12 protein-coding genes are annotated in these 14,025 nt (G+C 62.5%); 1 reads left to right on the top strand and 11 read right to left on the bottom strand.

All coding sequences use genetic code 11. From position 1 onward, the window contains the following. Window positions 1-71 precede the first annotated feature (71 nt). The 6 genes from ASD63_RS27155 to ASD63_RS27130 form a co-directional block, all read right to left on the bottom strand. On the bottom strand, window positions 72-875 hold the full coding sequence (locus ASD63_RS27155; RefSeq protein ID WP_034796675.1) for a PopZ family protein: 804 nt from the start codon (window positions 873-875) through the stop codon (window positions 72-74). 208 nt (window positions 876-1,083) lie between these two features. Next, the gene (locus tag ASD63_RS27150) at window positions 1,084-2,451 is read right to left on the bottom strand and encodes a TolC family outer membrane protein (RefSeq protein ID WP_034796676.1); all 1,368 of its coding nucleotides are present in this window, start codon (window positions 2,449-2,451) and stop codon (window positions 1,084-1,086) included. A 288-nt stretch (window positions 2,452-2,739) separates the two neighbouring features. Continuing rightward, a complete protein-coding gene (locus ASD63_RS27145; protein ID WP_034796677.1) occupies window positions 2,740-3,405 on the bottom strand; it encodes a protein-L-isoaspartate O-methyltransferase in 666 nt (221 codons plus the stop codon). A 204-nt stretch (window positions 3,406-3,609) separates the two neighbouring features. After that, window positions 3,610-4,035 carry a TonB system transport protein ExbD gene (gene exbD / locus ASD63_RS27140; RefSeq protein WP_034796684.1) on the bottom strand — a complete coding sequence of 142 codons (426 nt, stop codon included), beginning with the start codon at window positions 4,033-4,035 and terminating at the stop codon, window positions 3,610-3,612. A gap of 3 nt (window positions 4,036-4,038) precedes the next feature. Continuing rightward, a complete protein-coding gene (exbB, locus tag ASD63_RS27135) occupies window positions 4,039-5,121 on the bottom strand; it encodes a tonB-system energizer ExbB (RefSeq protein ID WP_034796759.1) in 1,083 nt (360 codons plus the stop codon). 183 nt (window positions 5,122-5,304) lie between these two features. Then, on the bottom strand, window positions 5,305-7,779 hold the full coding sequence (locus ASD63_RS27130) for a ComEC/Rec2 family competence protein (RefSeq protein WP_034796761.1): 2,475 nt from the start codon (window positions 7,777-7,779) through the stop codon (window positions 5,305-5,307). A 315-nt stretch (window positions 7,780-8,094) separates the two neighbouring features. Between ASD63_RS27130 and gltA the strand changes: the two genes are divergently transcribed. Beyond that, on the top strand, window positions 8,095-9,384 hold the full coding sequence (gene gltA / locus ASD63_RS27125; protein WP_034796688.1) for a citrate synthase: 1,290 nt from the start codon (window positions 8,095-8,097) through the stop codon (window positions 9,382-9,384). A 199-nt stretch (window positions 9,385-9,583) separates the two neighbouring features. On the opposite strand, the gene lpxB is transcribed toward gltA, so the two are convergent. The 5 genes from lpxB to lpxD are packed head-to-tail and all read right to left on the bottom strand — an operon-like array spanning window position 9,584 to window position 13,985. Further along, a complete protein-coding gene (gene lpxB / locus ASD63_RS27120) occupies window positions 9,584-10,759 on the bottom strand; it encodes a lipid-A-disaccharide synthase (RefSeq protein WP_060530023.1) in 1,176 nt (391 codons plus the stop codon). Further along, the gene (locus ASD63_RS27115; RefSeq protein WP_034796693.1) at window positions 10,756-11,643 is read right to left on the bottom strand and encodes an LpxI family protein; all 888 of its coding nucleotides are present in this window, start codon (window positions 11,641-11,643) and stop codon (window positions 10,756-10,758) included. Before ASD63_RS27115 ends, lpxB begins: the two co-directional genes overlap by 4 nt. A 5-nt stretch (window positions 11,644-11,648) precedes the next feature. Further along, on the bottom strand, window positions 11,649-12,464 hold the full coding sequence (gene lpxA / locus ASD63_RS27110) for an acyl-ACP--UDP-N-acetylglucosamine O-acyltransferase (RefSeq protein WP_034796694.1): 816 nt from the start codon (window positions 12,462-12,464) through the stop codon (window positions 11,649-11,651). After that, window positions 12,461-12,925, bottom strand: a complete 465-nt coding sequence (gene fabZ, locus ASD63_RS27105) for a 3-hydroxyacyl-ACP dehydratase FabZ (RefSeq protein ID WP_034796695.1) — start codon at window positions 12,923-12,925, stop codon at window positions 12,461-12,463. Before fabZ ends, lpxA begins: the two co-directional genes overlap by 4 nt. Next, on the bottom strand, window positions 12,918-13,985 hold the full coding sequence (lpxD, locus tag ASD63_RS27100; protein ID WP_034796696.1) for a UDP-3-O-(3-hydroxymyristoyl)glucosamine N-acyltransferase: 1,068 nt from the start codon (window positions 13,983-13,985) through the stop codon (window positions 12,918-12,920). The genes fabZ and lpxD overlap by 8 nt, the downstream gene beginning before the upstream one ends. Between the last annotated feature and the right edge of the window lie 40 nt (window positions 13,986-14,025).

Here is a 14,025-nt window from a genome sequence, read left to right as displayed (position 1 = left end):
CCGGTGCAAGTCAACACGAACGCAAAAAGCCGCGACGATCGCGCGGCTTCTTTCGTGTTCGGATTCGGCTTTTAGCGGCGGGGGCCGCGCGCGACGCGTTCGATTTCCTCGCGGACGAGCCGCTCGACAAGCGTCGGCAGATTGTCATCGAGCCATTCCTGCAGCATCGGCCGTAGCATCGCTTCGGCAATTTCATCAAAGGAACGCCGCGATTCCTGATCCACTGCGTGGGCAAGATCGCCGAACGACTGAGCGACCTTGCGGCCGACCTCCGGCGAGACGATCGCCGCAAGCGCCGTCTCCGGCGCGGGCGCTTCCGGCGGAACGACGGCGGCCACCGGCGGAACCGCGCTTAGAACTTCCGGGAGTTCGACTGGCGGCGGCGCTACGACTTCCGGCTCTGCCGGCGCCTCAACAGCAGCAGCGGGCTCGATCACCGGCGCTTTCGGCGCGGAAACCGCCGCCATGCGCGAGGTGACGACCGGACTGTCCTGAATGGCGACGACCTGCGGCGCAGGCGGCACCTCACGTCCGGCAAAGCCCGTCGTATGACGCTCGGACGCGGCGCGAACCCGTGCTGCGACATCGGCAAGTGAAAGCGGCGGCTGCGCTACCGGCGACGGCTCCGACAGCCCGGCCTGGCTGTCCACGACCGGTTCGACAAACGCGGCCTTGGGCGCCTCATCGCGTCGGCCAAAGGCGATCGTCTCGATCTCGCTGTCGATGGTCAGCTCGATCTCGTCGTTGCCCTCGTCCTCGAACTGCTCCTGCGGCGCAAATCCGGCTTGCCCGGGTTCGTTGCTCTCAATGATCTTGCGAATGGATGCCAGGATTTCATCCATCGACGGTTCACGCGCGACATTGAGCTGTGCCATTTCCATCCTCGTTTGACGCGGCAGACATGTGTCCCAAAACTGGACATGCGCCGATTTCCGACAAACCTTAAGTGAGTTCGCGAACGAAACATACGCCACGAATCAACGCTTAGGATTCTTGCACAGATTTGTTTTCAGGGGAAAAAATAGAAACGCCCCGGGGAAGACCCGAGGCGTTAGCAGGTGCTCAATGATGCGAACGGACGCCTTAGCGACCGTCAACGGTTCGCAGACCGAACCACTTGTCCTTGACCACTTCGTAGTGCTCTTCGGCACGGTATTCGGCAACCTGCAGGCCCTGATCCTTCACGGTCAGCCGCGCGGCGGCAGCAAGCAGCGAATAGCTCGCAACGACCGCGTCGCGCTGGGCAACGGCCAGAAGTTCCTGTGCCTGAAGCACGTCCTGCTGCGAATCAAGCACGTCGAGTGTTGTACGCTGGCCGACCTTGCGCTCTTCGATCACGCCATCGAGAGCCAGCTTGGCGGCGGAGATCTGCGCCTTGTTGGCGGAGATGCGCGCAATCGCGGCTTCCAGCTGAGCATAGGCGGAGACAATAGTCTGCTGTACCGCCGCACGCGCCGAATCGACGAGGATGCGCTGCTGGCCGAGACGTTCCTTGGCCTGGCGGATCTGGCCGTACTCGGCGCCACCCTGATAGATCGGAACTTCGAGGCGAGCCGTAATGCTCGATGCATTGCTATCGAACTGGCTGGCATTGCCGGTGGTGCGGCCAACCTGGCCCTGCAGCGTCACACCGGGGAGCATCGTGCCTTCCGCCGACTTGACCTGATAACCGGCCGAATCAACGGAGTACTGCGCCGACAGAATGATCGGGCTTTCGCGCAGACCTGTCGCGACGGCCTGATCGAGCGTGCGCGGCAGGGCCTTCGAAGCCGGCGAAGCCTGCTTGATGCCGCGCGGCACATCGCCGACGATCTGTACATAGGTCGCTTCGCTCTGCTTCAACTGAGCGACGGCGACGATAAGCTGCGACTGGGCGTTGGCGAGCGAGGCTTCGGCGAGGCTCACGTCCGTTCGGGTGCCTTCGCCCACATCGAGACGGGCTTTCGCCGCGTTAACCTGCTCCTGAAGGAAGGCGATGTTCTGCTTGCGGATCGATACGAGCTGCTGGTCGCGCGCGATGTTGGAATAGATGGTCGCGGCCGAAAGGAGAATCGATATCTCGTTGGCGCGCAGCGATTCGCGGGTCGCAAAGACGTTCGATTCAGCGGCGCGCACATTGTTCAGCGTCTGAAAGCCGTCAAACACCATCTGGTTTACGGTGATGCCGACCTGTCCCTGGTGGAGGTCTTCGCTCAGGGTCTTTTCTCTGTCGATGGTCGAAAGCGTTCCGGACGCGAATGCCGCCACCTGGGGGCGAAAGCCGGACTTGGCAATCGGCACGCTCTCGTCGGTCGCCCTGAGGCCGGCCCGCGCGGCGTTCAGGTCAGGGTTGTTTGCGTAGGCTTTGGCCATTGCGCCGAAGATCGTTTCGGCCAGTACTGCGTGCGGTGCAAGCAGCAAGCTTGTCGAAACGGCGGCCAGGAGGGCCGCTTTGCGGACAATCGACACCATTACTTCTCTCTCCGATCGGGGCGGCAGAGCCTGCCCTCTATTTCCGCGGCGCCGCTCTTTGTGCAAAAAGCGACCCCAACTAGACACGGCGATGAAGCGCTCACACCGCCCACTGGTGAGCAAATCACTACCACTGCACTCTTTGAAACCCGGAATCAGCATTCCGACAACTGCGCAGCCATACTCTGCGCAGCCATTTCAAAAAGAAACAAGTACCGCGTTGCGAATTGGCAACATTGTTATTTTAGCAACGCAATTAATTGTTGATATCCCTCAATAAGCGGGACCTCAAAAAACAAATTCCTGTGCACGACGGAAGCCGGGAAGCGGCTTGACCGCGGTGTTGAAATCGGGGCGCTCGGACGTCTTTCCGTGCTCGTGCACATAGAGTTTAGCGCGAGAAGCATTGCCAAATCCTTCAACGACGACCAGCCGCCCGCCATCGCGCAGCTGCTCGAACAAAGCGGTCGGCAGGACTTCGACCGAGCCGTGAACGAAGATCACGTCATAGGGTGCCTCGGCGGCATATCCCTTCTCGAGTTCGCCGGTCACGACGGCGATGTTGTCGTAGCCGAGGCGAGACAGCGTTTCCGTCGCGGTGGCGGCGAGGCCTTCATCGCTTTCGAGCGCAACGACCGAACCTGCAACCTGTGACAGCAGTGCGGACGCGTAGCCGGTGCCGCAGCCGATCTCCAGGACGACATCGGACTTGGCGATTTCGGCCAGCTGGAGAAGCTTGGCGAGCGGCGACGGCTCCATCAGGAAACGCGGTGCGTTGCCATTGGTAACCTCAAGCGAGATATCCGTGTCGATGTAGGCAAGCTCTTTCATCTTGGCAGGCACGAACTCCTCGCGCGGCACGCTCAGGAACGCGGACAGGACCGAGTGGGACGTGACATCCGTCGTGCGGATCTGGTTGTCCACCATCTTGGTGCGCGCTGCTTCGAAATTCATGGTAGTGCCCTCGTGTCCGGATAGGCGCGGCGCCCGCTTTCGGGCAAGCACGCACGATCGTCTTCTGGCTCCCGTCGGAAAGCCTTTGAGGTAAGCTCATAAATCGGCGCCCGGCCGGTTTCAAGCGATAGCGGCAATCTGCGCCGGAAAAACGGGAGGGAATTGCACTGCGAATGGCGGAGGCAACACGATTGCCGGCCGGGATCAGCGTCCCGGCGCGCCTTCCAGCCCAACGAGGGCAATCTTGGTGTAGCCGGCGTTCTGAATGAGGTTCATCACCGTCATCAGCTCACCGTAGTCGACGGCTTTGTCCGCGCGCAGCAGAACGCGCGTCTCTGTATTGCCTTCGGTCAGGCGCTTCAACTCGTCGGCAAAGCTCTCGCGCGCCGTCTCATCGTTGCCGATCGCCAGAGCCAGATCGGCCTTCAAAGTCACGAAGACCGGCTTGTCGTCCCGCGGAGCCGGCTTTGCGGCCGATTGCGGCAGGTCCACCTTCATGTCCACGGTGGCGAGCGGCGCCGCCACCATGAAAATGATCAACAGCACCAGCATGACGTCGATGAAGGGGGTGACGTTGATCTCGGCGTTTTCATCGAGATCGCCGCCACCGTCGCTGATTTTTCCGGCCATAGGTCACCCGATCCTTGCGATGGTCGTCTCGGTGTGACCGAAGTCCTGGCGGCGCGGCTGCGCCTTGCGGGCCAGGCGATGGTCGAGGTCGCGGCTGACGAGCCGTTCCACGGCCGCCGCAGCATCGGCGAGAATGACCTTGTAGCCACCGACCGAGCGGGCAAAATAGTTGTAGATGACGACGGCCGGGATCGCCGCCACCAGGCCGATAGCGGTCGCCAAAAGCGCCTCCGCGATGCCCGGCGCCACGATCGCCAGATTGGTCGTCTGTGCCTTGCTGATGCCGATGAAGGAATTCATGATCCCCCAGACCGTGCCGAAAAGGCCGACGAACGGGCCGACGGAGCCGATCGAGGCCAGGATGCCGGTGCCACTTGTCATGCGCTTACCGGCGCGAACCTCGATGCGGGTCAGAAGCGAGGAAACACGCTCCTTCAGGCCGCCTGTCGGCGCATGGTCGATCACCGCCTCCGAGCGGGCCATTTCGTCGATCGCCGCGGCGACCATTTCGGGCGCCGGTCCCGACTTGCCGTCAAAGGCTCCCTTGACGTCTGCCAGGCCGTTGGCAGCCGACAGCAGGCGAACTGCGCGCGTCAGGCGCGCCTTGGCGCCAAAGAGTTCCAGCAGCTTGACCACAAAGATCGCCCAGGTGGCGACGGACGCCAGCGCAAGGCCAATCATCACGCTCTTCACCACCACGTCGGCGGCCATGAACATGCCAATCGGCGAAAGATCATGCGGCAACACTTGGCTTGCTGCACCCTCGCCCGTTCCAGGCGTGCTTTCCGCCGTCACCGGGGCGCCTTCAACGGCTACCGGCGCCCCCTCGCCCGACGTAGCGGCAGGAGCTTGCAGTGTCGGCTGCGCCTGTGTCGCCGGTTCCGCCGGCGGAACGGTTACGGCCGTGCCCTGACTTTCTGCCGTCGGCGCGGATTCGGACGGCGCTGTTGCGCCGCTTTGCGTACCATTAACCGCGGGTGCCTGCGTCGTCGCTTGGGCCAAGGCGGCCGTTGGCGAAGCTGCGGAGGACAGGACCAGCATCGCGGCTGCCAACAAATTGATCGTCGATCGGGCTCGTCTCGGCATCTCGTTCCTCACGTACTGGTCCATTTCGTCGTGTCAGGGCGAAGGGTTTTCCGTCATCCGCCGCTACCCTTGCGCGCTTCCGGGGCTCTTTAAGCAAAGGAAAACCGAATGACAAGGATTTGTGGAGTTTATCAATCAAGAATAATTTCGCAACCACCCATAGCCGGAACTGGACAGGCGTTTTCAGGGCGTCGGCTGATCTTCGATGAAGGTGTCGCTGCGCCAATCATAGGTGCGATGGCGCTCCCAGGGACGGGCAAGCGTCGTGAAAGCCGGCCGGATTTGCATGACGGGTGAGCCCTGCCCTTCCTGCTGCTCCGCCCGAATTTCGATTGCGCCCGTGCGGCGCAGCGTCCGTGCGTCGACGATGCGGGCTCGGCGCGGCGCGCACGCTTCCACATCGACCCGCGCGGCGACCACGATCAGGTCTGCCTGATCGCACAGGGCGGGAAAGAGGCGCGGGTTTTCGAGGGTGACGATCGTCCAGCCGATGGCGCTGCGCGCCGCACACCATTGCTTGTCGCGGCAGACAAATCGACCTGGCCGGCTTGCCTCGATGGCCGATGAAAAATCCGCACGGATCGCCGTAGCCTTCTCTCCATCGATCGGCGGCGCTCGTCGGACCGCCTGTTCCATAGCCGGGTAAAGATCATCGGCTGCAGGCGGGAGCATGACCGGCCGCTCGTGCTCCCCCACGGCGAGCGCCCGTTGCCATTGCGAAAATATGAAGTCCGGCGGGCGCGGCCGGTTCGTTGCGATGGCATCATCCGTGACCAGACCGAGAATGCGTCCGTCCTCGGCGATCACGATGTCGGGCCGGCTCCCATCTTCCAATGCCAGGCTGAAGAAGCCTGCACAGATCAGCACGATGCCAGAGATTGCCAGCCAACTGCGCAGCACGCAGAGAAAAACACCGCCGATCGCGATCAGCACGAAGCCGATGGGTCCGATGCGGCCGGTCACGACCTCGCCATCGAGCGACGTCACGAACCGGGCGACGTCGAGCATCCGATCGAGACCCCACGCCATCGCCATCAAAGGCAGATGCTCAAGCCCGAACGGCATTAGCAGCATGGCGAACAGACCGAAGGGCATGATCACGATGCTGATCAGCGGCATGGTGAGAATGTTTGCGAGCAGGCCATAGGCCGGCAGCCTGTGGAAGTAGGCGATCGAATAGACCGACGTTGCCAGGCCGCCGATGAGCGAGGTGATGAGGATGCCTGCGGCGACGCCGGTGATGAGGCGCCCCTTGCTGCGGCCGCCAGCCGCTTCGGCCTTGCCGGTGCGCCGTTCGCGCCAGCGCCCGTAGCCGGCAACCAGCGCCAGGGTGGCGGCGAAGGACATCTGGAAGCCTGGCCCGGCCACAGCCGAAGGCATGAGAACCACGATGACGATTGCGGCGAGCGCGACGTTGCGCAGGCTGATCGACATGCGGTCGAAAAACACCGCGACCAGCATGATCGAGATCATGATCCAGGCGCGAAGTGCCGATACGGCGCCGCCGGAAATGAGGATGTAGAGGCAGACCATCAGCAGCGCACCGGCAGCGGCAACCTTCTTGATCGGCACACGGTGCGCCAGCCCCGGAACCATGCTGAGAGCAGTGCGTGCGCCGATCAGAAACGTGCCGGCTGCCAGCGCCATGTTGAGGCCGGAGATCGCCAGCACATGCGCTAGCCCCGCCTGTCGCAGCACCTCGACCGTCTCCCGGCTGATGGCCCTTTCCTCTGCGGTCACCAGAGCCGCCGCAAGCGCGCCGGTATCGCCGCCGATCGAGGCGCGGATCCTCTCGCCAACCGTTTCCCGCATTGCGGCCATCGTTTTCGCCGCTGCCGAACGCAGCGAGAAAGCCGCCTCGGGCTCTTCGGTCGCCACCTTCTCGGATAGTTTGGGCGCGCCGTAGAAAAACCCGACGGCGCCGATTCCCTTGAAATAGCTGTCGAAGGCGAAATCGTTCAGGCCGGGCAGCGCCGGACCCGAGGGCGGAGACAGCCGCGCCCTGCCCTCGACCATCGCGCCGAGCGGAAACGGCTCTCCGGAGCCCCGCGTCACCAGCGTCGCCTTCAGCGGCTGGCGGCGCAGCTTTGGCCGGCTCGTTTCCTCGATCTCCAGCCCGTAGCGCCAGCGGCCGCGATCGTCCTGCTCGCGCGAAAAGACCACGCCCCGCAGGTTCGTGGTCACCGGAGCGTCGAGAACAACCGTGTCGATGCACCACGTCTCGATCGCGACCAGCAGCATGCCGCAGATGAAGAGCGTAACCGCAATCAACGGAGCCCTCAAAGGCGCCAGCCGCCACCGACAGGCCAGCGCTGCTATTCCGAAAATGCACAGCAGCACTGCAAGATTGGCAATCCGGATATCGAAGGGCAGCGCCAGCCAGGCGAGCACGCCGAAGATCAAGAACACCGGGATCAACACGAAACCGTGACCGAATGCCCGTTCCTCTTCGATCGCGGCGAGGAATGCCGGTTTAAGCGCGGCAGGCCGGAAACGAGCTGCGCGGCCCGCAATTGCTTGCCACGATGGCCGGAGAAACAGGAAGAACCGGCCTCGCGTAGGTAATGTCGCGGCGACAACGGCGGCATCGGATTCGGGAAGCCTGAAGCTTCCGCGTTCGACGTCGAGCGACGCTTGCCGAATTTCCGTTTCGCTCATTGCGCCCGCACTTTGGACCCTGACTTCGCGGTCGATCATGCAACCAACGCAGCGCAACTGCAACCGAGGCGCTATCTGCCGAAAAAAGCGGCAAACCTATATAGAATGGTACCGCACCATCATCGGACGAGCTTATTGATCTCTTTGGACTTATTGCCGTAACATGCCATTATTGCGTCGCCATATGCACATTTTCGCATCGCACAATTTGCCTTTCGTACAGCTTGGCAGTCGAAAATAAATCATATAGCAAATTCGCAACGTTCATTGTCGTGGCACGTCTGTGTGCCACGTTGCCATAAGACGGAGGGTCCGATGACTGATAAAACCGCGGTTGTAACACTCGATGGAAAGTCGGCGGATCTTCCGGTGCGATCTGGGTCCATCGGCCCTGACGTCGTGGACATCGGCTCGCTCTACAAGCAGACAAAGATGTTCACCTACGACCCGGGCTTCACGTCGACGGCGTCGTGCGAATCCAAGATCACCTATATCGACGGCGACGAAGGCGTGCTGCTCCACCGCGGCTATCCGATCGAACAGCTCGCCGAGCACGGCGACTTCCTGGAAGTCTGCTACCTGCTGCTTTACGGCGAACTGCCGACGAAGGCGCAAAAGGCTGACTTCGACTATCGCGTCACGCACCACACCATGGTGCATGAGCAGATGTCGCGCTTCTTCACCGGCTTCCGCCGCGACGCACACCCGATGGCCGTCATGTGCGGCTGCGTCGGCGCGCTTTCTGCCTTCTACCACGACTCGACCGACATCACCGATCCGCACCAGCGCATGGTTGCGTCGCTGCGCATGATCGCCAAGATGCCGACGATTGCGGCCATGGCCTACAAGTACCACATCGGCCAGCCCTTCGTTTACCCGAAGAACGACCTCGACTACGCCTCGAACTTCCTGCGCATGTGCTTTGCCGTTCCCTGCGAAGAATATGTCGTCAACCCGGTTCTGTCGCGCGCCATGGACCGTATCTTCATCCTGCACGCCGACCACGAACAGAACGCTTCGACCTCGACGGTTCGCCTCGCCGGCTCGTCGGGTGCCAACCCGTTCGCCTGCATCGCGGCCGGCATCGCCTGCCTCTGGGGCCCGGCTCACGGCGGCGCCAACGAAGCGGCGCTCAACATGCTTGCCGAAATCGGCACGGCCGACCGTATTCCGGAATTCATCGCCCGCGCCAAGGACAAGAACGATCCGTTCCGCCTGATGGGCTTCGGTCACCGCGTCTACAAGAACTACGATCCGCGCGCCAAGATCATGCAGAAGACCACGCATGAAGTGCTCGCCGAACTCGGCCACAAGGACGATCCGCTTCTCGAAGTGGCGATGGAACTCGAACGCATCGCGCTCACCGACGAGTACTTCATCGAGAAGAAGCTCTACCCGAACATCGACTTCTACTCGGGCATCACGCTGAAGGCTCTCGGCTTCCCCACCACCATGTTCACCGTTCTCTTCGCGCTTGCCCGTACCGTCGGCTGGATCGCGCAGTGGAACGAGATGATCGAGGATCCGGAACAGCGCATCGGCCGTCCGCGCCAGCTCTATGTCGGCGCTCCGCAGCGCGACTACGTGCCGGTTTCCAAGCGCTAAGACTGACAAATCAGCAGAGACAACAAAGCCCGGTCAGCGATGACCGGGCTTTTGTTTTTGCAGGCTAGGATCGACGTTTCTGACCAGTTGTGGCCGGTCTCGCAATGGCGGCAACACAACGCCACCCTAGCGCACACTTTGCACCAGGCACCATCTTCAGAAGTATTGCGGCAATCGCGCGCTCGGGCGGCGCTAAGTCTTACGGCTTGCTCTTGTTGAGATAGCCAAGAACGATCTTGGCTGCCATCTCGCCCGGCGGATGATCGGTCGTCATGCGCTGCTGCACCAGCGCGTAACCGTCGAGCATCGAGGCCCGCTGCGCCGTTGCGCCCGAAAGCCGCTCCATCCAGCGCGTCAAGGCCCCGGGGCGGATCGATTCGCCGAAATATTCCGGGACGATCGGGAAATCCGCGATCAGGTTCGGCAGTGCGCCACTCCAGATGCGGATGCGCTTGTGCAGGAACTTCACCAGGAAATCCGGCGCATAGGTTGAAACCACGGGCACGCCAGCCAAAGCGAGTTCCAGAATGACCGTACCCGAAGCAGCAATCGCCGCGTCGGCTCGATCGAAGGCCGCCCATTTGTCGGCCGCACCGACGGAAATTTCCGGCTGGATCGTCCAGGATGCGGTAATTTCCCGCACCAGCTTCTCCTGGCGCGGGACGGTCGGGAGCAGGAAGCGAATTCCCGGATGGCGGGCTTCGAGTTCCTCGACTGTCGCGCGGAAGATCGGCAGCAGGCGACCGACCTCGCTGGAGCGCGAGCCCGGCAATAGAAGGCATGTCTCAACACGCCCGTCCTTGGCGCCCGCAAGGCGCGGCTGGCGGCTTGCGCGAACGGCGAGCACATTGGCGTCGCTTGCAAGGCGATGGCCGACATAAGTGGTCGGGGGGCCTTGCAGCCGCTCCATCGCCTCCGGCTCGAACGGCAAGACGGCGAGCACGTGATCGACGTAGCCGCGCATGCGCGGTGCTCGCTCCGGCTTCCAGGCCCAGACGCTCGGGCAGACGTAGTTGATGACGGGCAGATCCGGCAATGCGGCGCGCACTTTTCGCGCCACGCGGTGGGTGAAATCCGGGCTATCAATGATCAGAAGCGCGTCGGGTCGGGCTGCGATGATCGCCTTTGCCGTTTGGCGAATACGCATGATCAGCTTCGGCAGACGGGCGAGCACCTGGGTGAAGCCCATGATCGACAGTTCGGAATAGTCGAACAACGAGCGAAGGCCCTCGGCCTCCAGCGCCTCGCCGCCGACCCCGACGAGTTCGACGTCGGAATGGCTTTGCGCCCGAAGCGCGCGGACGAGATCGGCACCCAGAAGGTCGCCGGAAACTTCACCCGCGATCACTGCGAGCTTGTAACGTGGCGCGTTCATCGTCTGATACCTCCGGACGTGCGCTCCACTCCGGCGACAAAAAGCCCCGCTTGATCGGCGACCTTGACCACTTCGCTACGTTCCAGCACCAGCGCCCGTCCGGCTTCGACGGCAACACCGGCAAGACCGGCCCGCTCGGCAAGCGCGATGGTGGACGGGCCGATCGACGGCAGATCCGCGCGCAGATCCTGTCCCGGCTTGCAAAGTTTGACGAGAACGCCGCGCCGGCGCGAAGAGACGCGGCCCTCCGCCTTCAAGACGGCGACGCGCTCCAGCATGGCGTCCGTGCCCTCGGCGCCCTCGAGCGCTACGACACGCCCGCCGACCGCAACCGCCCCCTGCCCCACGTCGAGCGCGCCGAGCGCGTTGGCCGCAGCGATGCCCGCTTCTATGTCGCGTTGGTCGTCACCGTCAGGGTTCACAGCACCGATGGGGCCCGATTCGGCCAGGAGATTGGGTACCACCTCGTGCACGCCGATGACGTGCGCGCCGCTTGCCTCGATCAGCTGCATCGCCATGCGCAGAACCGCATCGTCCCCGCCCGAGACCAAGGTCTTCAGCACTGACGGTATCTTTGCGAGGGTCCGCAACGTCGGGCGGATATCGCGCCACTCCGGCCGACGCCGAACCCACCCGGACAAGACGACGCGGTCGATGCCCTCTTCTTTGAATGTGCGGCTGATATTGGCGAAATCGCCGATCGCCAGAACCGAATGGTCAAAATCGACCCAATCGGATTCTTCCGCTTCACGCGTGAGCGCGATGATGTAGGGATCTTCGCCGCGTGCACGAACCGCTTCGGCGACGTGATGAGGCAGCGCGCCGCCACCAGCGATGATTGCGAGCCGGCCGCTGGTCGCCGCGCGGCTCGCAGCAGAAGACATCACGGTCAGGCCTTGCCGCGTTGCGGCGAAGATAGCGCGCGGTCGCTCTCGGCGCCGATGAAATCGAGGATTTCCATGACCGGCGCGCAATCCATATAGTCTTCGCGAATCGCTGCGGCATTGGCGCGGATCGATTCCGGCCCTTCGAAGATCTGCTTGTAGGCGCGGCGAACCACATGGATCGTTGCACGATCGATGCCAGCCCGGCTCATGCCGACGACATTCAGACCGCTCAGCAGGCCGGGATTGCCGTTGAGCATGCCATAGGGAATGACGTCGTAGCTGACAGCTGACAGACCGCCGACAAAGGCCTGACGGCCGACGCGGGTGAACTGGTGGACCGCACAGCCGCCGCCGAGAATGACGCGATCTTCGACCGTGACATGGCCCGCCAGCATCACATTGTTGGACAGGATGATGTTGCTGCCGAGGCGGCAATCATGCGCCACGTGCGAGTTGGCGAGAAAGAGATTGTTATCGCCGACGACCGTCTTACCGCCATGCTCGACGGTTCCGGTGTTCATCGTCACGCCTTCACGGATCGTGCAATTGGTGCCGATCAGAAGCTCGGTATCGACGGCGCTGTGGTGAACGCTCTGGGAATCACCGCCGACCACGGCGTTCGGGAAAATCTTCGTTCCCTTGCCGACGGTCGTCCGGCCGATCACCACGACATGGCTGAGAAGCTCGATATCGTCGCCCAGAACGACTTTCGGCCCGATGTAGCAAAACGGGCCGATCTTGACGTTCTCGCCGATCACAGCACCGCTCTCGACGATCGAGGACGGGTGGATCTTCGCAGATGCTGCAATCATGTTCAGGCGTCTTCCTTGCTGACTATCATCGCGCCGATATCAGCTTCTGCGACAAGTTGCCCGTCAACTTTTGCGTCACAGTGAAATTTCCAGATATTGCCGCGCTGCTTCTGCTTCACGACATGGAATTCGACGCGATCTCCGGGCACGACCGGCTTGCGGAAACGGGCATTGTCGATGGTCATGAAATAGACCAGGTTCGTGCCGGTTCCCACCTTGCGGGCGCAGATCGCGCCGGCGGTCTGCGCCATGCCCTCGACCAGCAGGACGCCCGGCATGATCGGCTGCTCCGGGAAGTGGCCGGTGAAATGCGGCTCGTTCGCCGAAACGTTCTTGATGCCGATCGCCGAATTGTCGCCGTCGATCTCGATGATGCGATCGACGAGCAGAAATGGGTAGCGATGGGGAAGCAGTTTCAGGATTTCCTGAATATCCGCCGTGCCGAGAACCGTTGCTGCTTCACTCATTCGCGCCGCCCTTCTTCTTTTTCTGTCTTTCCTCTGCCCGCATGGCCATTTCCGCAACGTCGCGCAGGAAATCACGCATCGGGCGCGCTGGAATACCGCCGTACCGTTCGCCGGCGGGAACATCAGCCGCCACGCCGCTCATGGCGGCGATCTGGACGCCATCACCAACCGTGATATGGCCATTGACGCCGCTGCCGCCGCCGATCATGACGCCATCGCCGATCTTTGTGCTGCCGGCGATGCCGACCCCGCTGACGATGCCGCAATAGCGACCAATGCGCACGTTGTGACCGATCTGAACGAGATTGTCGATCTTCGTACCCTCGCCGATCACTGTGTCATCCATCGTGCCACGGTCGATGGTCGTATTCGCGCCGATCTCGACATGATCCTGAATGATCACCCGTCCGACCTGAACGATCTTGATCATCCCGCCTTTCGGACCCGGCGCATAGCCGAAGCCGTCCTGACCGATGCGAGCGCCGGGGTGAATGATCACGCTGTTGCCGACGAGAGCGCAAAGCACGCTTGCACCTGCGGCAATCGTGCACTCGCGACCGATGCGCACGCCTGGGCCGATGACCGCGCCGGCCGCGATCCGCGTGCCGCGGCCGATCTCGGCGCCAGCACCAACCACAGCCGTCGGTTCGACCTCGACATCGTCTTCAAGCCGCGCGGTCGGATCCACGAACGCGCCAGGCGCGATGCCGCGCAGGCTCGTATTGCGAGCCGGACGCATCGCAATCTCGTGCAACAACGTGCCAGCAAGCGCAAAGGCCGTGTGCGGGCGCGCTGTCAAAAGGACGGGAATATGTGCAGGGACGAGAGACGAAATCGTCTTATCGCAAATGATCGCCGATGCCTCACACGTTTCGAGTTCGGCACGGCTCTTGCGAGACAACATATAGCAGACGTCCCCGGGCTTTGCCCGATAGACCGGCGCTACGGAGCGGACAGCACGGTCAGCGACCGCGACATCCACCAATTCCGCCCCAATTCGATCCGCCAGGTCGCCCAGGCGGATCCCATCGTGGGGCGGAAAAAACCAGTTCTGTTCCATGTACACTCCAGAACGATCTTTTCTGGCAGTTCTGGACTGC

Source organism: Ensifer sp. Root558 (assembly GCF_001427045.1).
In the GTDB taxonomy this organism is placed as follows: Bacteria; Pseudomonadota; Alphaproteobacteria; order Rhizobiales; family Rhizobiaceae; genus Ensifer; species Ensifer adhaerens.
This window is presented reverse-complemented; position numbering and strand designations above follow the sequence as displayed.